Origin of the sequence: Maricaulis parjimensis (assembly GCF_016817355.1) — a bacterium.
GTDB classification, from domain to species: Bacteria; Pseudomonadota; Alphaproteobacteria; order Caulobacterales; family Maricaulaceae; genus Maricaulis; species Maricaulis parjimensis.
Genome location: NZ_JADOTT010000001.1, coordinates 198644 through 220169, shown reverse-complemented (window position 1 = coordinate 220169; position 21526 = coordinate 198644). Strand labels below are relative to the sequence as shown.

Here is a 21526-nt window from a genome sequence, read left to right as displayed (position 1 = left end):
CAGGCGCATTCTCCCGGCCCGGGGTGACCGGCGGAGATTGACGCTGCTGCGGCGCACGCCCTAAACCGCTTGGAGAAGGATGTTTCGCCCATGCCCCATGATCATGTTGCATCACCGGCCGGTCCGGGGCGCCTGCGTCCCGAACAGGCGCTGAAATACACCAGTCGTGCAACAGCGGCCTCTGTCGGTGTGGCCGCGACCCTGGCTTTGACCAAGGGCATTGTCTGGTGGATGTCCGGCTCGGTCGCCATCCTGGCCTCGGCCGCGGACAGTCTTCTCGACCTGACCGCCTCTCTCGCCGTTTATTTTTCAGTCCGTTATGCCGCCGAGCCGGCAGATCATGAACACCGATACGGCCATGGCAAGGCAGAGGCATTTGCCGGCATTTTCCAGGCCATACTGGTGGCGGTGTCCGCAGCGCTTTTGATCCGCGAAGGCATAGACCACATCATCGAACCCTTGCCCTTGCGGGCCTCGCCCTGGGCGTTGGGTGTGATGGGATTGTCCATCCTGCTGACCGTCGGCCTGCTCTGGGTGCAAACACAGGCCGTCAAGAAGACGGGTTCTGTCGCGGTTGAAGGGGACCGGGCCCATTACTTTACCGATCTGGCCTCCAATCTTGTCGTGATTGCCGGCATTATCGGGTCTGTGATGTTCGGATGGCTGTGGCTGGACGCGGTGGCGGCACTTGGTGTGGCCGGCTGGCTGGGCTGGACTGCCTGGGGCGTGGCCCGCGGCGCCGGCAATCAATTGATGGACCGTGAGTTGCCCCAGAGCGATCGCGAGCAAATCCAGGCCATTGCCGAGGATGATCCGAGGATCATTGATATCCACCAATTGCGGACCCGGGCTGCCGGACCCTTGCTGCATATCCAGTTTCACATGGCCTTGCCGCCGGGCATTGCCCTGCGCGATGCGCATGCGATCCAGGTCGATTGTGAGCGGCGTCTTTTGAAGGCCTACCCGGCTGCCGACATCATTATCCATGCCGACCCGCACGGAGAGGCCGAGCGTCACGGGGCGGATTTTTTCCGCCCGGATGAGGAATGATGGCCGTGCTCCTTGGTCTTGCCATGATGGGAGCCTAGCCTGTGGCGATGCGCACCCTGCTTCACTGGCCCCTGGATCCGTTTTCGCGCCAGGTCCGGCTGGTTCTCGACGAAAAATCCCTGCGGCATGAACTCCAGACCGAAGAGCCCTGGGAACAGGCCGACTATCTCCTCTCGCTCAACCCGGCTGGCGGTACGCCGGTCCTGATCGATGAGAGCGGGGGTGGCCGGCGGGTGGTCGTGGAGAGCCGGGCCATTCTGGAATATCTCGAGGAAACCACGCCCAGCCCTTGCCTTCTGCCGGGCGGACCGGCCGAGCGCGCCGAGGCCCGGCGCCTGATGGACTGGTTCGACCGGAAATATGATGGCGAGGTCAATGCCTACCTCCTGCACGAGAAGCTGGAAAAGCGGGTGCAGGGCCTGGGCGCGCCGGATCCGGCGGCGCTGCGGGCCGGCCGCGAGCATTTGCGCTGGCATCTCGATCACATGGCCTGGTTGCTGGAGAGCCGGGATGGGCTGGCGGGGCCGCGCTATACGATGGCGGATATCGCCGCAGCGGCGCACCTGTCCTGTGCCGACTATCTGGGCGATGTGCCCTGGGATGAGTTCGAACAGGTGAAGCACTGGTATCAACGCGTGAAATGCCGCCCGGCCTTCCGCGGGCTACTGGCAGACAAATTGCCGGGCATGACGCCTTCGGGTCATTATGCGGATCTGGATTTCTAGCGCAGGCTGGCCATGGATATTGCGGCCCTCAAATCCATAGCCGCAGAGATCGGCTTTACCGATGTCCGCATCTGCCGGGCCGATGAAGCGTGGGCGGCGGGCGAACGGCTGGCGGAATTCGTGTCGGAGGGCCGGCATGGGACGATGGCGTGGATGGAAGACACGCTGGACCGGCGCCGTCATCCCACCGCGATGTGGCCGGACGCAAAATCGGCTGTCGTTGTCGCGATGAATTATGGGCCGGACACCAATCCGCTGCCCCTGCTGGAGCGCAAGTCGGAGGGTGTGATCTCGGTCTATGCGCAGAACACCGACTATCACGACCTGATCAAGAAGCGGCTCAAACAAATGGCCCGCGCCTTTGTGGCGGAGACCGGTGCCGAGGTGAAGGTCTTTGTCGACACGGCACCCCTGATGGAAAAGCCGCTGGCCGCGAAGGCCGGCATGGGCTGGCAGGGCAAGCACACCAATCTGGTCAGTCGCGAGCATGGTTCCTGGCTGTTCCTCGGCGTGATGCTGACGACGGCGGAACTTGTGCCGGACGAGGCCGAGACGGATCATTGCGGTTCCTGCCAGGCCTGTCTGGACATCTGCCCGACCAAGGCGTTTCCCGGGCCCTACCAGATCGATGCGCGCCGCTGCATTTCCTATCTGACGATCGAGCACAAAGGGGTGATCCCCGATGAGTTCCGGCCGCTGATGGGTAACCGGATCTATGGCTGTGATGATTGTCTGGCGGTCTGTCCCTGGAACAAGTTCGCCGCGACGGCCCAAGAAGCGGCCTTTCATCCTCGCGCCGAACTGAAGGGGCCGCTTCTCTCGGAACTCGCCGCACTGGATGACACGGATTTTCGCCAGGTGTTCACAGCCTCTCCGATCAAGCGCATCGGGCGGGAGCGGTTCGTGCGGAATGTGCTGATCGCAATCGGCAATTCCGAAGATGTCAGCCTGGTGCCGTGCCTTGAGGCCCTGCTGTCGGATGAATCGTCCCTCGTGCGGGGCATGGCGGTCTGGGCGCTGGCCCGGCTGGCACCTGAAAGCGCGGCTGAACACGCCCGTATGCGAGCATCGGATGAGCCGGATGCCCAGGTTCGGGCGGAGTGGGCAGAGCTCTGAAGATACGCCGTTAAGTTGATGGCTTGTTAGGCTTTTCCCCCTAAAGCAACCAGGTCGTCATTCTGACGATGCGTTCGGGGGAGCGATCAATTGACAGGTTCCGAGGCGGATATGCCTTTTGCGCCGGCTGACACGGCTTCACGCGGTTCGCGTGTGTCTGTTCTCGTTTGCGAAAACAGTCAGGTCCAGCTGCGTATTCTGTCCGAAGCCGTGCGGGCGGCCGGCTATGAAGTGCACACGGCCACCACGGCCGACGATGCGTTGGGCCTGTTGCGGCTGATGCCGATCGACATTTTCCTGACAGGTATCGAAGTGGGCCAGACCAGTGGTCTGGAAGCCTGCTGGCTGCTCAAGTCCAATCCGGAGACCGAGACCGTCTACACAATTGTGGTGACAGCATCGGGCCAGGAAAAGCGCCTTGAGGAATCCCTCGATGCCGGCGCTGATGATTTCATCCGCAAGCCCGTGAACATGACCGAGTTGAGGGCGCGCCTGCGGGCTGCGACCCGGCTTGTGCGCATGCAGCGCCAGTTCCGGCGCATGGCCGAGACCGACGCCCTGACCGGCGCCGCCAACCGCCGGGCTTTCATGCAATATCTCGACAGCCAGGCGAGTCTGGCCCGTCGGGGCGATCAGCCCTTGTCCGTGATCATGGTCGATCTCGATCACTTCAAGCGTATCAATGACACCTATGGCCATGCCTGCGGTGACCGGGTGCTGACCGGGACGGTCAAGGCCGTTCAGGCCTGTCTGCGGGACCGTGACATGCTGGGTCGGCTGGGCGGCGAGGAATTCGCGGTGGTTCTGCCCGGTGCCCACGGTGAGGCGGCGATCCGGGCGGCTGAACGCATCCGGACGGCCATTTCCGGGCAGGTCTTCAAGGATGACAAGGGCGAGCCGATCCCGGTTACCGCCAGCCTTGGCCTGGCTTTCGCCGATGATTGCGATGCCATGGAAACGGCGGAAAGCCTGCTGCAGCAGGCCGATGAGGCGCTTTATGAGGCCAAGGGTGCGGGGCGTAACCGCGTGATGATCGCGCCGCCGCGTGATGCGGTTCCGCGGATTGCGGCGGTCGGCTAGTCCGGCCGGTTCCCGGCCAGGCGTCGGGCCTCATTGATCCGGCCTCGCAGGAGCAGGGTTTCCACCCGTTCCGGCTCCAGTTCGCGGGCCCGCTCCATATCTTGCCAGGCTCCGTCGAGATCACCGGTTTCCAGGCGGTAGACGCCCCGCAAATGCCAGCCGATCGCCAGCTGCGGCACGCGGCGGATCAGTTCTTCAGCATCGCGTGACAGGGCCGGCCAGTCCGCTTCCTGTTGGAAAAGACGGGCGCGCCCCGTTCGCGTCAGGATGGCGGACGGATTGATGTCCAGGGCGGTGTCATAGTCCAGACGCGCGGCGTCGGTTTCGCCCAACGCCATCCGGCTTTCGGCGGCAAGGGTCAGGAAGTCGACGCGTTCTTCCTCCACCATGCCGGGGCGTCGCTCGGCCGCCAATTCTTCCAGAATGGCCGCGGCGACCGCGTGATCATTCAGACCGATAAAGGCGTGGGCTTCACACACTTCCGCCGGCCAGCCACCGCCATCGATCCGCCAGGTCTGGGCTTCCTGCAGAGCCGCGACCGGATCGTCAGCCGTCATGGCGATGCAGGCCTGATAGCGGATCCGCTCTTCCTGGCGGGCATCGGTCTGGGCCAGGGCGGCCGGACTGATCAGCAGGCACAGGAGACAGGTGGCAAGACGGGACATGAACTACTCGCAGACTGGTTGGGCGACAGGCTAGTTATACGGTGGACCGCCGTCCATCGGTCGCTGCCTTACAAAGACATCACACCGCAGGCCGGGTCGCCAGAGCCGTTTGTTTTCAGCGGCAAGGTATGAAACAAGGGACATAGTTCCGACGGCGCGGCGTGTCCCGATTTCATGAAGATTCTCCAGGTCATTCCCGAACTCGATGCCGGCGGCGCCGAGCGGACGACGCTGGAAGTGGCCGAGGCCATCATCGCGGATGGGGGCGAGGCCCTCGTGGCCAGCCAGGGCGGCCGTCTTGAAGGCGAGCTGGAAGCGCTGGGCGGCCGTCTGATCCGCATGCCGTTGGCCAGCAAAAATCCCGTCACGCTGTGGCAGAATACCAGCCGGCTGGCGAAACTCATCCGTCAGGAAGGCGTGGACATTGTCCATGCCCGGTCGCGGGCGCCGGCCTGGAGCGCGAAATGGGCCGCGGATCGCACGCATGCGCATTTTGTGACGACCTATCACGGCACCTACAACGCCAAGTCGGCCCTCAAGCGCCGCTATAATTCCGTGATGGCGCGGGGCGAGCTGGTCATCGCCAATTCCCAATTCATTGCCAGCCATATTGCGCAGGAGCATCCGTTCGCGACGCCGCGCATCCGGGTTATTCCGCGCGGGGTCGAGCTGGACCGTTTCAAACCCGGTTCGGTGCCGCAGGAACGGATGGACGGCTTGGCCGCGGCCTGGGGCGTGGGGCAAGACCGGAATGTGCTTCTCCTGCCCGGGCGCCTGACCGGCTGGAAAGGCCAACGCGAGGCCATCCGGGCCATGGGACGGATCCGCCGGCATGGCGAGATCGCCCAGCCGCTACTCCTTCTGGCGGGCGATGCCCAAGGGCGTGATGCCTATGTCGCGGAGCTGGAGGCGCTGATCCGGTCGGAAGGGGTGCAGGATAATGTACGTCTCGTCGGGCATTGTACGGACATGCCGGCCGCCTTTGCCCTGAGTGACCTTGTCCTGACGCCGTCAAACGAGCCGGAGGCCTTCGGGCGCACGGCTGCCGAGGCCGGGGCAATGGAAGTGCCGGTGATCGCGGCTGACCATGGCGGCGCCCAGGAGGTCATCCTGCATTCGGAGACGGGTTGGCGTGTCCAGCCTGGCGATGACGAGGCTCTGGCGGCGGCGATCGAGGGCGCGCTGAGTTTGTCGGCTGAAGACCGGGCCGTGATGGGGCGCCGGGCCCGGGCGCATGTTTCAGAGCATTTTTCTACCGCTGCCCTGCAAGCTTCGACTTTGCGGGTCTATCGCGAGGTTCTAAACTCGGTCCCATGAACGAACCGCAGCGCGATATCACCTACATCCTGCATTGGGGCGATCTGGCCTCGACGGTCCGCATGCTGGCGGCGGCCCGCATGGTGCGGGACGTGTATCGGCGCGACCGGATCATCCTGCTGACGACGCCGGATTATGAGAGTTTTCTCAAGCACAGCCCGTATTTCAATGCGATCGAGATCGACGCCCTGCCGGACACGCGGCCACTGGCAGGCTTGCGTGACAAGCGCATCAAGCTGACCAAGCCGAAACGCGTGTTCGACCTGGTGGGCAGTTCGGATTCGCGCAAGCTGAAGAAGCTGTTCCGCTTCTCGCGGTGCGAATGGAATGAGGTGGCTCCGAACGGCAAGACCGGGCAGCACCCGGTTGATGAGGTGGGCGGCAAGATGAATGCGGTGCTGGGCACCGGGCCTGACCATTACCCGCTGGGCGGGGCTCCGGCACCGGATGCCAGCTGGGTCGATTTCCTGGCCAAGAAATCCCGCATGCTGGATCCGGAATATTTCGGACTGAACGGGCCGTTCGCCCTTCTCGCTCCGGCCGGTGACACGGTGAAAGCCCCGCTGCGCTGGCCGCAGGAAAAATGGGCGGCGCTGGCGCATGAGCTGCAACAGGCCGGTTTCACACCGGCCATTGTTGGCGGGCCGGATACGCGTGATGTCGGCCGGCATGTGGCCCATGTCACGCCGGGAGCCCGGGATATCACCGGCAAGGCCAAGCTGGCACAGCTGGCGGGCCTGGCCCGGCATGCGAGTTTCGTGTTCGGCGAGGATACGCCGCTTCTCCACCTGCTCGTGGCGTCCGGGGCCCCGGCCTTGGCGCTGTATGGCGATGTCGAGGATCCGGCCCTGATTGCCCCGCGCGGCGAGGAACCGGTGATCCTGATGCACGCCACGACCCTGGCCCAGGTGACGCCGGAAGAGGCGATGGCGGCCATGAAGTTTGCCGGCGGCTTTACCCGGGAACCGGCTGCGGCTTGATGGTCGTGGCGGGAAACAAGGTTGAATCCGCAGTCTCAAAACGCCAGATACAGGCCAGCGCGCTTGCCAAATGTGATCATTTGACCATAGTGCGCGGCTTCCCGACCGGCCTGCGGCGTGAATTGCCGCTCAAGGACTTGATCCGATGACGGCTCGGAGGGATTAGTATGCTTCAGCTTGAAGGGCCACAAAGGAGACTCGGCCATAGCCCGTAGACCGCACCAGGCGCAGCCGCCCAAGAAAGAAGGGCCGCGCATCAACCGGGACATCCGCGTACCGCGTGTCCTCCTGATCGACGAGACTGGCGAAAAACAAGGGATCATGCCGGTAGAGGCCGCCCTTGAAGCCGCAGAGGAAGTGGGACTCGACCTGGTCGAGGTGTCCCCCAATGCCGACCCGCCTGTTTGCAAGATTGTCGATTACGGCAAGCTGAAATACCAGGAACAGAAGAAAAAGGCCGAGGCCAAGAAGAAGCAGAAGACCGTCGAGATCAAAGAGATCAAGATGCGTCCGAACATCGACGTGCATGACTACCAGGTGAAAACCAAGGCCATGACGCGTTTCTTCGAAGCCGGCGACAAGGTGAAGGTCACCCTGCGTTTCCGGGGCCGTGAAATGGCTCACCAGGATCGCGGCATGGATATCATGAACCGGGTCAAGGAAGACTTCGCGGAAGTCGCCAAGGTGGAATTCGAGCCGAAACTCGAAGGCCGTCTTATGGTCATGGTGATGGCGCCGCGCTAAACGGCTCCCTTTCCAGCACGCACAAGCAAACGGCGCCTCTCGGGGCGCCGTTTCTGTTTGGGGTCAGGCCTTCTCTGTATCGTCCTCGACGTGTTCCAGCTCGTCAGTATGGGCCAGTTGCGGGAAGAGCCGGAACCAGGCCGCAGCGGTGACGAGGGCCATCGCCCCGCCCAGCAGGACGGCGCCGATCGGGCCAAGGAAGCGCGCAGCGACGCCGCTCTCGAATTCTCCCAGCTCGTTGGAGGCGGAGATGAAGATGAATTCCACCGAGGACACCCGGCCGCGCATGCTCATCGGCGTGGCCAGCTGGATGATGGACTGGCGGATGAAGACGGAGATCATGTCCGCTGCGCCGGTTACTGCCAGGGCGATCAGGGAGAGGAGCAGCACGGTGGAGAGGGCGAAACCGATCATGGCGATGCCGTAGACGGCAATCGCGCCAAGCATCCAGATGCCGATTTTCTTGGTCAGTGGCCGGGTCGCCAGCAAGAAGGCGATCACCGCGGCGCCGATGGCCGGGGCAGTTCGCAACAGGCCGAGGCCGACCGTGTCGGTCATCAGCACATCCCGCGCAAAGACGGGCAGGAGGGCAGTGACCCCGCCAAACAGGACCACGACCAGGTCCAGGGAAATGGCACCGAGCACGACCTTGTTGTCGCGAACATAGCGCAGGCCCTGAAGGGTCATTTTCCAGCCCGACTGCCCGGTGACCTTCTCATGCTTTGGCGTGCGGGCCGTACCGATCGCCAGGGTGGCGAAGGCGAGCAGGGCCGCAGATGTGAGATAGACTGTCGTCGGCCCAAGGATATAGAGCAGGCCGCCAATCGCCGGTCCGCCGATTGCGGCGGCCTGGAAGCCGAGCGAGTTCCAGGCGATCGCCTGGCGCATATCGTCCCGAGGCACGATGCGCGGTAGGAGCGCGCTGGCTGCGGCCGGGGAGAAGGCGTGCATCACGCCCAGCACGATGGCCGCACTGAATACCAGCCAGAGCGTCATCTCATTGGCGTAGAAAGGGCTGATCGCCAGGACCAGGGCGCAGGCGACGCGGACCAGATTGGTGACGACAAGGATAAGTTTGCGGTCGAGCCGGTCTGCGGCCTGTCCGCCCACGAGAGACAGGAGGAAGACCGGCGCAAACTGGGCCAGGCCGACAAAGCCGAGCATGAGTGCGGACTCTTCGATCGACCGCGTCTCGCGGGCCACATCATAGACCTGCCAGCCGATCGCCACGGCCTGCATTTGCCGGGCGGCCGAGAGGGATTGGCGCATGAACCAGTAGTGCCGGTAGGGCTGGTGGCGGAAAATGTCCAAAGAGGGTGTCAGCATGCGGTGGCGTCCTGTCTGCCCGCGCAAGCTATCCCTGTGTCTGCTGCAAAGGAATCCCCGACGCACATCAAGATGGATTGAGTTTGGGTGCGGCAAGCGGACCGGTTTACCGGGGCGGGAAATCCGGCCATGTACACGCCGGAACAGTCAATACGGGCGAACCACATGCTGACCTGGCGCCGTCATCGCAGTGCCCGAACCCGGCACGCACTCAAGTTTCGCGCCGTCAGCGGCCTTCTCAAAAGCCGTCTGTGGGCGCAGATCCTGCTGGCGATGGCCGGCGGGATTGCCCTGGGCGCGCTGCTGGCGCCCAGCGTGGGCTCTGGCCTGTCGGTCACGATTGCGCAGGCCGAGGAGCTGGGGCCCTGGCTGCGTCTGCCCGGAGCTGTTTTCCTCAACCTGATCCAGATGGTGGTGATCGCCCTTGTGACCTCCTCCATCGTGCTGGGGATTTGCGCATCCGGTGATGCGGCCATGCTTCGCCGGGTGGCCAGCCGGATCCTGCCCTATTTTCTGGTCACGACGACACTGGCCGTCCTGTTGGGGGTCGGGGTCGCCGTGGTGGTGGCGCCGGGGACGCTGGTCGATCCGGGTCTGCTCAACCAGATGCCGGCTGAGGCCCTGCCCGTGGCCGAGGAGAGCGCCAGCGCGGCGGTGCCGGGGTCGGACGTCATTGTTGAAGGCCTGGCCTCGCTCATCCCGGCCAATCTCTCGTCCGCCTTCCTGACCCAGAACATGCTGCAGATCGTGATCGCGGCGGCTTTGGCCGGTGTGGCCCTGGCCAGTCTGGACCGCGACCGGACGCGGCCGCTCATCCATCTGATCCAGGTGGTGCAGGAAGCCGCGCTGGTGATCGTCGGCTGGGCGATGCGCTTGGCTCCCATCGCCGTGTTCGGCCTGATCGCGGATTTCGTGATGCGGGTCGGCCTGTCCGCCCTGGTTTCTCTGTCGGCCTATATCCTGTCTGTCCTGGCGGGCCTGGTCCTGCTTTTGCTCGTCTATCTCGTGATTGTGCTTGTGCTCGGCCGACGTAATCCCGTGCGTTTCCTGCGCGACGTGCTGGATGCGCAATTGCTGGCGTTTTCCACCTCCAGCTCGGCCGCGACCATGCCGCTTTCGCTGAAGATCGCGGAGACGCGCCTGAAGGTCCGGCCCGCGATCAGCCGTTTCATCATTCCGCTGGGGGCGACGGTGAACATGGACGGGACGGCGCTCTACCAGACCGTGGCCGCGCTGTTCATGGCGCAGCTGTTCCAGGTCGATCTCTCGGTGGCGGATTTCATCCTCTTGGCTGTGACCGTCATCGGGGCCTCGATCGGCAGCCCGTCCACCCCGGGTGTGGGGATTGTGATCCTGACCGGCGTGCTGGCCTCGATCGGGATTCCGCCGGCCGGTGTTGCGGTCCTGCTCGGCGTCGACCGTATCCTGGACATGTGCCGGACGGCAGTGAATGTCACCGGCGACCTGACGGCCTGTACCGTGATGGATCGCTGGATCGGTGCGGCGGAAACGGAAGAGGTTGAATCTGTGGCGTCTGAAGAGGTGGCGCAGCAAACTGCGGAATAGGGCGAGACCATGCCGTTCATGTTCAGCCCGCATTCAGGCGGTTTGTTTTGGGATGCAATCGGCCGGAAAGACTGTTTGAATAGGGACATCTCACTAGGGGGAGATTGAGAATGAAACTTCAATTGATGACGGGCGTTGCCCTGGCTGCGACGCTTCTTGCCGCTCCTGCGATGGCGCAGGACCCGTCGGCTCCGCCGGCCTATGGTTCCACCCAGCTCAGCTCCGGTTTCACGCCTGACCCGATGTCAATCGGACTGCGGGCCGGCGGCGCGATCGATGCGAGCCAGGCCTCGGACATGTGCTGGGGCTATATCACCCATCAGCCGTCCTACAATCTGGACTTCGAGGCCGGGAATGCGTTTGACCTGTATTTCTCGGCGGCGTCCGATGTCGACACGGTCCTGGTGGTTCACCAGCCCGATGGCAGCTGGGCTTGCAATGATGATGGTGACGGGATCGGCCTGAATGCGGGCGTGATGATCGAGAACCCGCAATCGGGCACCTATAATATCTGGGTCGGTACCTACGGATCCGGTGCGGGCTATGAGCCGGCCATGCTCCACATTTCCGAGCTCGCCTTCTCGACCGAGAATATCTACTCGCAGTCGCCGGACGCGTCGATGGCGCCGGAATACGGCGCGACGAATCTGCGGGCGGGCTTCATGCCGGATCCGCGCACGTTCCAGGTCCAGGCTGGCGGCGATGTAAACCTGTCCCGCACGACCGGAACCTGTTGGGGCCACACCGATCAGGCGCCCGACCTGTGGGTCGATTATGAAGCCGATGGCGAGCACCGTTTTTACATCTCCATGGAGTCGGAGAGTGACACGACGCTGATGGTGGAAGGCCCCGGCGGCGACGTGTTCTGCAGCGATGACGAAATCGGTCTGAACCCGGGGATCCGCATCGATGAGCCGATGTCCGGCCGCTATGCGATCTGGGGGGCACGCTATTCCGATGGCGCCGATGTGCCGGCCACGATCTATGTGTCGGAGCTGGGCTATCTGGGCGAGGTGGATACGCCGCCCGTGCTGGATTACTCCCTGCCGTCCAATTATGGCTCGACCACGCTGACGGCCGGTTTTGCGCCGGACCCGTACAATGTGCCGATGCAGGCCGGCGGCGATGTGCCGGTGATGGAAGCGGTCGGTGGCAATTGCCGCGGCTATGCCACGACGGCCCCGGATTATGACATCACCTATGAGGCGGGCAGTTTCGACCTCTACATCTCTGCCACAGCAGATCGTGACGCGACCCTGATCGTGAATGCGCCGGATGGGTCCTGGTGGTGCGATGATGACAGCGCGGGCGATCTCAATCCGGGCCTCGTCTTCGACAGCCCGATGTCGGGACGCTACGACATCTGGGTCGGCACCTATTCGGAAGGACCGCTGGCCGATGCCACGCTGCATATTTCCGAACTGGGCTGGGGCAGCGAATTCCTGCCGAGCCCGCAGCTGGACTTCTCGCTGGAAAGCAATTTCGGCGGCGTCTCGCTGACCGGCGGCTTCACGCCGGACCCCTATATCGTCGAGCTGGTCGCAGGCGGCGATATCGCCGCGGAAGAAGGTGCTGACCAGTTCTGCCGCGGCTATGTCACGGCCCAGCCGGACTTCGAGCTCACCTTCGAGCCGGGCATGCTGGACCTGTACATCTCCGCCTTGTCCGACAGTGACACCACGCTGGTGATCAATGATCCGTCTGGCAATTGGGTCTGCAATGATGATGGTTCGGAGGGGCTCAATCCGGGCATTCATTTCGAAGACCCGCAGGCCGGTGTCTATGACATCTGGGTCGGGACCTATTGGGAAGGCGAGGGTGCTCCGGCGCAGCTGGCCATTTCCGAGCTGGGTTTCCTGCAGCCGGAATAATCCGGTCCAACCCGTGATCTGATGGGGGGCGGCTTTCGGGCCGCCCCTTTTCTTATGGTCGCTGATAAAAAATCAGTGCCGGGTGCTTCCAAAGTCAGAGATGTTATACTATATCATCTCGACCCAACCGGAATGGATATCCATGTCGCCGAGCCCCGACCCCCAGGTTTCAGACAAGAACGCCCCCCATGCGCATCGCAATACGCTGGATGCGACCGGGGTCGGCCTGTCTTTCATCTGCATGCTGCACTGCCTTCTGCTTCCGGCCGCCGCATCCGCAGCGCCGATGCTGGCACCGGAATTGGGTGAAGTCGTGGGTCTGTCCCATGACTGGCACCTGGTCCTGCTGGCGCTGGCAGCCCCGGTCTCGCTGATCGGTCTGGGCTGGGGTGTGCGCTCCACACAGGGCGGCTGGAAACTTTTCGCCGTCGGCCTGTTCGGCCTGGCTCTGATGGCCATTGGCGCCAGCCATATCGTGCCGCGCCTGGTGGAAACCATTCTGACCCTGACCGGTGTCAGCATTCTGGCCATCGCCCATTTCGTGAACTGGCGCATGCGCGGCCGTGCCGGTCATGACCACGAGCGGGATTGTGGTCTGTGCGAGCATGATCACGCCTGAAACCAGGCGCCTGCCAGACTCCCTTTCGCCCTTGCATTTGGTGCAATGGCGCGTATAAACCCCCGCTTCCAACACCAGCCGTCCGGGCCACATTCGACATGCCCGCCGGTTGAACCATCCACCGAGGCGCCTCGCGCACCTCTACGAAGGAGATGAAAATGTCGAAGATGAAGACGAAGAGCGGCGCCAAAAAGCGCTTCAAGCTCACCGCCACGGGCAAGATCAAGGCCGGCCAGGCAGGCAAGCGCCACGGCATGATCAAGCGTACTCCCAAGCAGATCCGCAACAAGCGCGGCCAGGTCACCCTGTCCCCGCAAGATGCGCGCATCGTCAAGAAGTACATCCCGAACGGCCTTTAAGCCGCGGTTTTCGAGCTAGGAGCACTTAGACATGTCTCGAGTCACGTCCGGTCCGGCGACCGCCAAACGCCACAAGAAAGTCATCAAGGCAGCCAAAGGCTATTATGGCCGCCGCAAGAACACCTTCCGCGCTGCCGTCCAGGCCGTGGAGAAGGCCGGCCAGTACGCTTACCGCGACCGCCGCGCCAAGAAGCGCAATTTCCGCGGTCTGTGGATCCAGCGCATCAATGCCGGTGCCCGCGAGCACGGCATGACCTATTCGGTCTTCATGAACGGCCTGTCCAAGGCTGGCATCGAAGTTGACCGCAAGGTCCTGTCCGACATCGCGATCCGCGAACCGGAAGCCTTCAAGGCCCTGGTCGACCAGGCCCGCGCTGCTCTGGCCTGATTGGTCAGACACGGAATTTGAAAAGGCCCGTCAGCGACACGCTGGCGGGCCTTTTTCTTTGGCTGCCGGGCCGGTTTCAGGTTTGAAGATAGTCCGGCAAGTCCTTCTCAACCCATTTGCGATGGAAGAAGTTCATCCGGCTGCGCACAGCGTGACGTTTGTCCTTGGCCAGATGCGCCCAGTCCTGTCGGGCAAAGGCGCCAGGTCCGTCTGAGATGAGCGCGTCAGCAGCCAAGGCGCGGACGCTCGAGGCGCGGTCGCGTGCGGCCAGTCGGAAAACAGAGGCGCGATCGCTCTGGCAGGTCACGGGGCGGTGATCGAGCACGGTCTCCACTTGTCCCGGCCGGGTCGAGCCGGCCGGTTTTCGACGGACCGGCCATCTCAGGGATCCTGTCAAAAGGGCCGAGACCGCCACCCGCCGGACCCCGGGCGCGGGTGCGTCCACCGCAAGCCGCTCCAGATGCTCGTCGAGCCAGTCAAAACGGGCCAGCGCCAGGACCATCCGTGTCGTTGGGCCCGGCCTGTGCTCCAGAAGACTGTCGATTGCCGCCTTTTGCGCCGCCGGAACGGACAGGATGAGGGACAGATTGCCGGGCTGGGCCGGAGCGGAGATGGCCCAGCGTGTCGAAAGCATGCGGCGCCAGGACGGCATTCGGCGGATGAGCGCGGGCAGCACGGCCTTCAAAAGCTCAGGCTCGAGGTCCGGCAGGACGGCTTTCAGCCTGTCCAGCGCCGTGTTCCGGACCTCATCGACCCAGTCATTGCAGCGCAGGCAAAGCGCGACAAAGGTGAAAGGCGTGAGGGTGTCGGCCGTCAGTTGTTCCAGGGCCGTTTGCCGGACATGGCCATTGCCGTGGAAGAGATAGGTGGGGAGCAAGTCGGGCTCGGCCTGGAGCGTGGCCTGCGTCAGGCGGACCAGTTCGGACGGTGAGCGTTCGAAGGCATCACGGTTCACCGGGAGGAGATGGGGGCGCAGGCGGTCATCCACCGCTTCCAGCGGAGCAGCGAGAACCCAGGACAAGGCTTTGCGGATCTCGGCGCGGCGCTCGGGCGAGCCGGCCGAAGGCAGGCGGTCGGCGTCCAGGCGGCTTGTTGCGACAGTTTGAGGGCGGGTCTCAGGCCGGCCCAGGCCCAGCCAGGATCGTATCCTGTTCCACATTGTTTCCCGTCCCCGAATTCCACCAAGCGTCACGCCTTTGCCGATCCTAGGCAGCCACTTCAGGCATCAACAAGTCCCCGGAATAGGGGAGGGGCCGCATTGCTGGCGACTTTCACCGCGCCATATGGTCGACACCCTTTGCATCAACCGCTAAATCCACCTCGACCGCGAGGGACGAAACGCTATGACCGACACTTCCAATCTCGACACGCTTGAAGCCGAGGTGCGCAGCCAGATCGATGGCGCGACCGATGAAGCCGGGCTGGACGCAGTGCGCGTCTCGGCGCTGGGCAAGAAGGGCTCCGTGTCGCTGATGATGCGTGAGCTGGGCAAGATGAGCCCGGAAGAGCGCCAGGTGATGGGCCCGGCCCTGAACGGGCTGAAGACGCGCCTGAATGATGCCATCGAGGCCCGCAAGGCCGATCTGGAAGCCGTGGCGCTGAATGCCGCCCTGGCATCGGAGACGGTCGATGTCTCCCTGCCGGTACGTCCGGAACAGACCGGCACGCTGCATCCGATCACCCAGGTGATGGAAGAGCTGGCCGTGATCTTTGCGGATATGGGCTTTGCCGTCGCGGAAGGTCCGGACGTGGAAGACGACTTCCACAATTTCACGGCCCTCAATTTCCCGGAAGGCCACCCGGCCCGCGATACTCAGGACACTTTCTTCATGAAGCCGGATGCCGAAGGGCTCCGGAAGGTCCTGCGCACGCATACCTCGCCGGTCCAGATCCGCACCATGCTGAAGGGCGACACCCCGATCCGCATCATCGCGCCGGGCCGTGTCTATCGCTGTGACTGGGACCAGACCCACACGCCCATGTTCCACCAGGTCGAAGGCCTCGTGATCGACAAGGAAACCCATCTGGGTCACCTCAAGGGCGTGCTGCTGGACTTCATCGCGGCCTTCTTCGAGACCGACCAGGTCGAGGCGCGCTTCCGGCCGCACCACTTCCCCTTCACCGAACCCTCGGCGGAGATGGATGTGCGCTATGAGCGCGTGGGCGATGCCGTGAAGGTCGGCTCTGGCGATAAATGGATGGAAATCCTCGGCTGCGGCATGGTCCACCCGAATGTGATCCGTAATTGCGGCCTCGACCCGGACGAATACCAGGGCTTTGCCTTCGGCATGGGCGTGGACCGTCTCGCCATGCTGAAATACGGCGCACCGGACCTGCGCGACTTCTTCAATTCCGACGTCCGCTGGCTGGCCCATTACGGCTTCTCGCCGCTGCTGCAGGCGAATTTGGCGACGGGTCTGAGCTGATCCTGATGTGGCGCTGGCTCTCCAATAACCACCAGACGCTGACAGGGATCGGCGCGATGCTTGTTGGCATCGCGGCGCTGTTTGTCGCCTGGGACCAGGGCCGGGTCATGCGGGCGCAACAGCATGGGGCCGTTTTCCCGGTGCTGCAGGTGGACGGGTTTGTCAGCAACACACCCAGCGAGGCCTCGCTGGGCATACGTGTGGCCAATAATGGTGTGGGGCCGGCCCTCATTGAGAGTGTCACCATCTATCATGACGGTGAGCGCCAGGCCGATCTGGAAGGCTATCGGGCGGTTCTGCCGCGCGGATATGATTTGTCCTGGTCCGGCCTGACCGGACGGGCCCTGGCGCCGGGCGAAATGGTCTCGCCGATCCGGATCAGCTGGGCCGCAGAGGACATCACACCGGACCAGCTCTACATGGCGGCATCCGAATGGGACCGCTGGGATTTGCGGGTTTGCTATTGCTCGGTATTCGGCCGGTGCTGGGAAACCTCGCCCGTCGGTGGGGCCCTCGCCGAGCGTGTGAACCAGTGCGCTCCGGCGCAAGACGACGTGTTTGAACGCCTGGGCGAGGCCGCCCCGGCGCAAGTGACGACAGAAACAAGCGAAACGGCCGATGCGCGGCCGGAGGAAACACAATGAAATTCCCGCTGTCCTGGCTGAAATACCATCTCGAAACGGATGCCACGCTCGACGAACTCGCCGAGGCCATGACCATGGCCGGGCTGGAGATCGAGGATATCGACAATCCGCTCGAGAAATTCGCCGATTTTTCAGTCTGTCACGTGATCGAAGCCGTCCAGCATCCCGATGCCGACAAGCTGCGTGTCTGCCGGGTGGCGACGAAGGATGGCGAGAAGCAGATCGTGTGTGGTGCACCGAATGCCCGCACCGGCATGTATGCCGTCTATGCCCCGCTGGGTGCCTATATCCCGGGCCTCGACTTCGCGCTGGACAAGAAGCCGCGCAAGATCCGCGGCGTGGAAAGCCATGGCATGATGTGTTCCGCCAAGGAGCTGGAACTGGGCGAGGATCATGACGGGATCATCGACTTGCCGGAACCGTTCGAAGTGGGCACGCCGGCTGTTGTGGCGCTGGGCCAGGACGACCCGGTCATCGATTTCGAAGTGACGCCGAACCGGCCGGACTGGCTGGGCGTGCGCGGCATAGCCCGCGACCTCGCCGCCACGGGTATCGGCACACCCAAGACGCACGACATCCAGGACGTTCCCGGCAGCTTCCCTTGTCCGGTCACGGTTGAGCTGGACTGGCCGGAAGCCTGTCCGGTGTTCGCCGGCCGGGTGATCCGCGGCGTGAAGAATGGCGAAAGCCCGGACTGGTTGAAGAAAGCGCTGAAATCGATCGGCCTGCGTCCGATCAACTTCCTCGCCGACATCACCAACATGATCTCCTATGACCGTTGCCGTCCGCTCCACGTCTATGACCTGGCGAAGCTGGACGGCCCGATCCGCGCGCGCCGGGGTGCCGGTGAGAGCGACAAGTTCGAGGCGCTGGACAACAAGGAATACGTGCCGGGCGAAGACCAGTGCGTGATCGCCGACAACAGCCATTGTCTCGGCTTCGGCGGGATCATGGGCGGCACTTATTCCGGCGTGTCGGCCGAGACCACGGACGTCTTCATCGAGAGCGCCTGGTTTGATCCGCTGATCACCCGCGCGACCGCCAAGGCGACCGGGATCGACAGCGATGCCAAATACCGCTTCGAACGCGGCGTGGATCCGGCTTCGGTGAAGGCCGGTATCGAACAGGCCAGCGAGCTGATCCTGAAATTCTGCGGCGGCGAAGCCTCCGAGACGGTTGTGTTCGGCGAAATTCCGAACCCGCCGGCGGATATCCAATTCCCGCTGTCGGAAGTGAAGCGCCTCACGGGCCTCGACCTGCCGCGCGCCGAAATCGTGCGCATTCTGGAGACGCTGGGCTTTGCACCCAAGGGTGAAGGCGATGTCCTCACCGTGGGCGTTCCGTCCTGGCGGATGGATTGTTCGCAGAAAGCCGATCTGGTCGAGGAAGTCGCCCGCATCCACGGTTTCGACAAGCTGGATGCCGTCTCCCTGCCGCGTCCGCCCGTGCGCCGCGAAGCGCCGGCGACGCCGATGCAATTGCGCGCCCGCTATGCCCGCCGGGCCCTGGCAGGCCGCGGCTATTCGGAGGCGGTGACCTGGTCCTTCTGCGAGAAGAGCCAGGCGGCCCTCTTTGGTGGTCATGGTGACGGTCTGGAACTGGACAATCCGATCTCGTCGGAACTGGACGTAATGCGTCCGACGGCACTGATCCATCTGCTGACGGCCATGCAGGCCAATACCGACAAGGGTCAGGACGATCCGCGTCTGTTCGAGGTGGGACCGGTCTATCTGAGCGATGCGCCGGACGGACAGCGTCTGGTCGCAACGGGCGTGCGTCCGGTTGAGGCCGGTCGCCATTGGGCCGGGACACGTGTTCCGGATATCTTCGATGTGAAGGCCGATGCGCTGGCAGCCCTCGCAGCGGCCGGGGCCCCGGTCGACAATCTCCAGGTCGCGGCCGAGGCGCGTGACTGGTGGCATCCGGGCCGCTCCGGTGTTCTGCGCCTTGGGCCGAAGAATGTTCTGGCCGAGTTCGGCGAGATCCATCCGGCCATCCTGAAGGCGCTGGACATTGATGGCCGCGTGCTGGCCTTCGAGATCGTGCTGGACAATATCCCGCTGCCTAAGAAGTCTTCCGGCCTGAAGGCCCGTGCCCAGCTGGACCGGGCGGAGCTGACGCCGGTGCGCCGCGACTTCGCCTTCCTGGTCGACAAGGCCGTGGCCGCCGATGCCCTAGTGCGAGCCGCCAAGGGCGCTGACAAGGCGCTGATCTCTGGTGTCACCGTGTTCGACACCTATGATGGCAAGGGCGTGCCGGAGGGTCAGGTCTCGCTGGGTATCGAAGTGACGCTTCAGCCCAAGGACAAGACGCTGACCGATGAGGAGATCGACAAGGTCGCCGCGGCCATCGTCTCCAAGGTGGAAAAGGCAACCGGCGGCAGCCTGCGCGGCTGAGCCGATGGCCTGGACCCTGCCGCCGAAGGAGGAACAGCGCCGCTTCGTGATTGACGCGGTGCTGGCCGACCCGCTGGCGGTGCGGGTGCTGGAAGGCGCACGGCGGCTAGGGCTGCCGGATCACGCCCTGATGGCAGGGGCTGTCTACAAGGCAGTCTGGAATGCGATGACAGGCCGGCCGCCGGGCCACGGTATCAATGATTATGACCTCGCCTATTTCGACAGCTCGGATTTGAGCTGGGAGGCCGAGGACGCCGTGATCCGCCGCGCCGAACCGGAGTTTGCCGGTTTGCCTGTGCCGGTTGAGGTCTGCAATCAGGCGCGGGTGCATCTCTGGTTCAACGAGAAATTCGGGACAGAGCGGGCTCCCCTCAAAAATACCGAAGACGCCCTCCGGCATTTTGCTTCGCTTACCCATGCCGTGGCGCTTCGTCTGGATGAGACAGGCGAGGAGGACCTTCTCGCACCATGCGGTCTGGACGCGGTGTTTTCCCGCACCGTCAAACCGATGCCGGGTGTCGCCAATCCAGAGGGCTGGAACCGCAAATGCGATTCGCAAAAACAGGTCTGGCCCGAGCTGGATTTCGTCTACGCTGACGTCTGACGCGAATTGTTCGGGCAAAATTCCCCTCCTGCGCGAAATCAAAATATTCCCGCACTGATTGAGCGAAATTCTTTGAAAATCCCGCCTTGCGCGTATGGCGGTCGCGCTTTGCCACCGCTAGTATGGTTAACCAAGAGTGAAGGTGACCGGTGCGGTGGGGCGCTCCGGTATTGGTGGGATCAGACATGGTGGAACGCGTAACAGCGCTACTCGCTCAGGCGGCGGCGACCATTCTGGTCGTCATCGGCCTCGTCGCTGTTCTCGCCTTCACGCATTCCCAAGCCTATGAAGCCGGTTATTGCGCCACGCGCCATTGCCCGGAGGGGGAAAGCCGCTCGCCGGCCTGGTGGCCCTTTGGCCAGCAAACCCGCCGGACAACGCCGTCCGATCCGGATCGGGTGGTGATCCGGCCGGGCGATTATGGGGCCGGTGACCGCTATTATGCAGACCCTGACCCGCGCGATGGCTATGTCCAGGGTGGGAATGATTTCAGTGGCCTGCCGCCAAGCGGCACAATCACCTATCCCGGTTCCGACACGTACAGCGATACCGGTTCCGACCGTGCTTCCGGCTCATCGGGCTCCGGTTTCAGCTTCCCGCTCGGCGCGGGCGCGTCGGGCCTGGGATCGAGCTATCGCCGCCCAAGCTTCTACAGCTATGACCCGGGCGGGCGGATTTGTGCGTCGCGTTCCTATGGCGTGGCCGATGCGGATATCGCGCGATGCTGGCTCAATGTCGGCGATGCCTACCAGGCCGTCGGGCGGATCGAGGATGCCCGGGACGCTTGGGACCAAGCCTTGCTGATCGGGTCAACGACAGGCGGATCGCAATCCTCCCTGACGGCCCATCGCCGTCTCCAGGCCGCGATCCTGGAACGCTCCTGTCCGACCACACCGCAATCCCTGGCCCGGATTGCCTATGGCTTCTCCGAGACCGAGGATGATGGCGACATCATTGAGCTGGAACAGCGCCAGCGTGCCCTTTCGGCCCTGGGCTATTATCCGGGTGATGTCGACGGAAGCTATGGCCCGATGACCCGGCGCTCCGTCCGGGATTTCCAGGGTGATATGGGATTTGACCAGACCGGCGCCCTGACACCGTCGGAAACCGTCACCCTGATGTGCCATGCCGCGCTGACCGCACGCGATACGCATGCCCAGAATCTTCTTGGCATCATGTTCGCGACCGGTCTGGGCCTGGAGCAGAATATCGACACGGCGCTGGAATGGCTGGAATCAGCGGCTGAGCGCGGTCATGGCGGCGCCAATTTCAATCTTGCCCTGATTTATGGGACCGGCACGGTGCAGGGCAGCTACCGCCTGTGCGGCATCGTGGAGAGCCCGGAACGTGCCGAGAGCTATTTGCGCCAGGCTGCTGAGCTGGGGCATCCGCGCGCCGTCGCGCTGCGCCAATATGCCGGGCGCCGGGGTACACCCGCTGAGCGGTGGTCACGCATTTCCGAGCAATTGCTCACAGAAGCCGAACGTACTGGCGATCGCTTCTATCTCGCCTGGCAGAGGCGGGTGGATGAGATGAGACGCGCCAATGGCGCAGAATTGAACCTGCCGGGCTGTTATCAGGCAGCGCTGGACGGTCAGGCCTCCGCAGGCGGTGGCGAGACCTCCGGCTCGGCGGAGCGGTAATCCAGGA

At 63.6% G+C, this 21526-nt stretch carries 20 protein-coding genes; 17 read left to right on the top strand and 3 right to left on the bottom strand.

Annotated elements, in window-relative coordinates:
- The first annotated feature begins 90 nt into the window (after window positions 1-90).
- The 4 genes from I0K07_RS00780 to I0K07_RS00765 all read left to right on the top strand — a co-directional run bounded on the left by I0K07_RS00780 (window position 91) and on the right by I0K07_RS00765 (window position 3971).
- Entirely contained in the window at window positions 91-1050 is a 960-nt protein-coding gene (locus I0K07_RS00780; protein WP_203290765.1) for a cation diffusion facilitator family transporter, read from the top strand.
- 47 nt (window positions 1051-1097) lie between these two features.
- A complete protein-coding gene (gene fzlA / locus I0K07_RS00775; protein ID WP_203291450.1) occupies window positions 1098-1775 on the top strand; it encodes an FtsZ-binding protein FzlA in 678 nt (225 codons plus the stop codon).
- A gap of 12 nt (window positions 1776-1787) precedes the next feature.
- On the top strand, window positions 1788-2891 hold the full coding sequence (gene queG / locus I0K07_RS00770) for a tRNA epoxyqueuosine(34) reductase QueG (RefSeq protein ID WP_203290764.1): 1104 nt from the start codon (window positions 1788-1790) through the stop codon (window positions 2889-2891).
- A gap of 111 nt (window positions 2892-3002) precedes the next feature.
- A complete protein-coding gene (locus tag I0K07_RS00765; protein WP_203290763.1) occupies window positions 3003-3971 on the top strand; it encodes a GGDEF domain-containing response regulator in 969 nt (322 codons plus the stop codon).
- On the opposite strand, the gene I0K07_RS00760 is transcribed toward I0K07_RS00765, so the two are convergent.
- Window positions 3968-4636 carry a tetratricopeptide repeat protein gene (locus I0K07_RS00760; protein ID WP_203290762.1) on the bottom strand — a complete coding sequence of 223 codons (669 nt, stop codon included), beginning with the start codon at window positions 4634-4636 and terminating at the stop codon, window positions 3968-3970. The genes I0K07_RS00765 and I0K07_RS00760 overlap by 4 nt on opposite strands.
- A 174-nt stretch (window positions 4637-4810) precedes the next feature.
- On the opposite strand from I0K07_RS00760, the gene I0K07_RS00755 reads away from it, so the two are divergent.
- From I0K07_RS00755 to infC, 3 genes are all read left to right on the top strand, one after another.
- On the top strand, window positions 4811-5953 hold the full coding sequence (locus I0K07_RS00755; protein ID WP_203290761.1) for a glycosyltransferase family 4 protein: 1143 nt from the start codon (window positions 4811-4813) through the stop codon (window positions 5951-5953).
- On the top strand, window positions 5950-6933 hold the full coding sequence (locus I0K07_RS00750; protein ID WP_203290760.1) for a glycosyltransferase family 9 protein: 984 nt from the start codon (window positions 5950-5952) through the stop codon (window positions 6931-6933). Before I0K07_RS00755 ends, I0K07_RS00750 begins: the two co-directional genes overlap by 4 nt.
- A 177-nt stretch (window positions 6934-7110) precedes the next feature.
- Window positions 7111-7677, top strand: a complete 567-nt coding sequence (gene infC, locus I0K07_RS00745; protein WP_238934366.1) for a translation initiation factor IF-3 — start codon at window positions 7111-7113, stop codon at window positions 7675-7677.
- Window positions 7678-7740: 63 nt separating this feature from the next.
- On the opposite strand, the gene I0K07_RS00740 is transcribed toward infC, so the two are convergent.
- Complete coding sequence (locus I0K07_RS00740; protein WP_203290759.1) at window positions 7741-9003, bottom strand: MFS transporter; 1263 nt, start codon at window positions 9001-9003, stop codon at window positions 7741-7743.
- Between the two features lie 165 nt (window positions 9004-9168).
- Here I0K07_RS00740 and I0K07_RS00735 point away from each other — a divergent pair, with 165 nt between their 5' ends.
- The 5 genes from I0K07_RS00735 to rplT all read left to right on the top strand — a co-directional run bounded on the left by I0K07_RS00735 (window position 9169) and on the right by rplT (window position 13806).
- A complete protein-coding gene (locus I0K07_RS00735) occupies window positions 9169-10569 on the top strand; it encodes a dicarboxylate/amino acid:cation symporter (protein WP_203290758.1) in 1401 nt (466 codons plus the stop codon).
- 110 nt (window positions 10570-10679) lie between these two features.
- Window positions 10680-12440, top strand: coding sequence for a hypothetical protein (locus I0K07_RS15745; RefSeq protein ID WP_238934365.1), 1761 nt, complete (start codon window positions 10680-10682; stop codon window positions 12438-12440).
- Window positions 12441-12540: 100 nt separating this feature from the next.
- Window positions 12541-13059 (top strand): MerC domain-containing protein, encoded by a 519-nt coding sequence (locus tag I0K07_RS00725; RefSeq protein ID WP_203290757.1) that lies wholly within the window; start codon window positions 12541-12543, stop codon window positions 13057-13059.
- Between the two features lie 158 nt (window positions 13060-13217).
- Complete coding sequence (rpmI, locus tag I0K07_RS00720; protein WP_203290756.1) at window positions 13218-13418, top strand: 50S ribosomal protein L35; 201 nt, start codon at window positions 13218-13220, stop codon at window positions 13416-13418.
- A 31-nt stretch (window positions 13419-13449) separates the two neighbouring features.
- Window positions 13450-13806, top strand: a complete 357-nt coding sequence (gene rplT / locus I0K07_RS00715) for a 50S ribosomal protein L20 (protein WP_203290755.1) — start codon at window positions 13450-13452, stop codon at window positions 13804-13806.
- Between the two features lie 76 nt (window positions 13807-13882).
- On the opposite strand, the gene I0K07_RS00710 is transcribed toward rplT, so the two are convergent.
- Window positions 13883-14965, bottom strand: a complete 1083-nt coding sequence (locus I0K07_RS00710; protein WP_203290754.1) for a hypothetical protein — start codon at window positions 14963-14965, stop codon at window positions 13883-13885.
- A 184-nt stretch (window positions 14966-15149) separates the two neighbouring features.
- Here I0K07_RS00710 and pheS point away from each other — a divergent pair, with 184 nt between their 5' ends.
- The 5 genes from pheS (at window position 15150) to I0K07_RS00685 (ending at window position 21519) form a co-directional block, all read left to right on the top strand.
- A complete protein-coding gene (gene pheS, locus I0K07_RS00705) occupies window positions 15150-16232 on the top strand; it encodes a phenylalanine--tRNA ligase subunit alpha (protein WP_203290753.1) in 1083 nt (360 codons plus the stop codon).
- Between the two features lie 5 nt (window positions 16233-16237).
- Entirely contained in the window at window positions 16238-16876 is a 639-nt protein-coding gene (locus I0K07_RS00700; protein ID WP_203290752.1) for a hypothetical protein, read from the top strand.
- Window positions 16873-19272, top strand: a complete 2400-nt coding sequence (gene pheT / locus I0K07_RS00695) for a phenylalanine--tRNA ligase subunit beta (protein ID WP_203290751.1) — start codon at window positions 16873-16875, stop codon at window positions 19270-19272. The genes I0K07_RS00700 and pheT overlap by 4 nt, the downstream gene beginning before the upstream one ends.
- Before the next feature lie 4 nt (window positions 19273-19276).
- Window positions 19277-19876 carry a nucleotidyltransferase family protein gene (locus I0K07_RS00690; protein WP_203290750.1) on the top strand — a complete coding sequence of 200 codons (600 nt, stop codon included), beginning with the start codon at window positions 19277-19279 and terminating at the stop codon, window positions 19874-19876.
- A 185-nt stretch (window positions 19877-20061) separates the two neighbouring features.
- A complete protein-coding gene (locus tag I0K07_RS00685; protein WP_203290749.1) occupies window positions 20062-21519 on the top strand; it encodes a peptidoglycan-binding protein in 1458 nt (485 codons plus the stop codon).
- The last annotated feature ends 7 nt before the right edge of the window (window positions 21520-21526 follow it).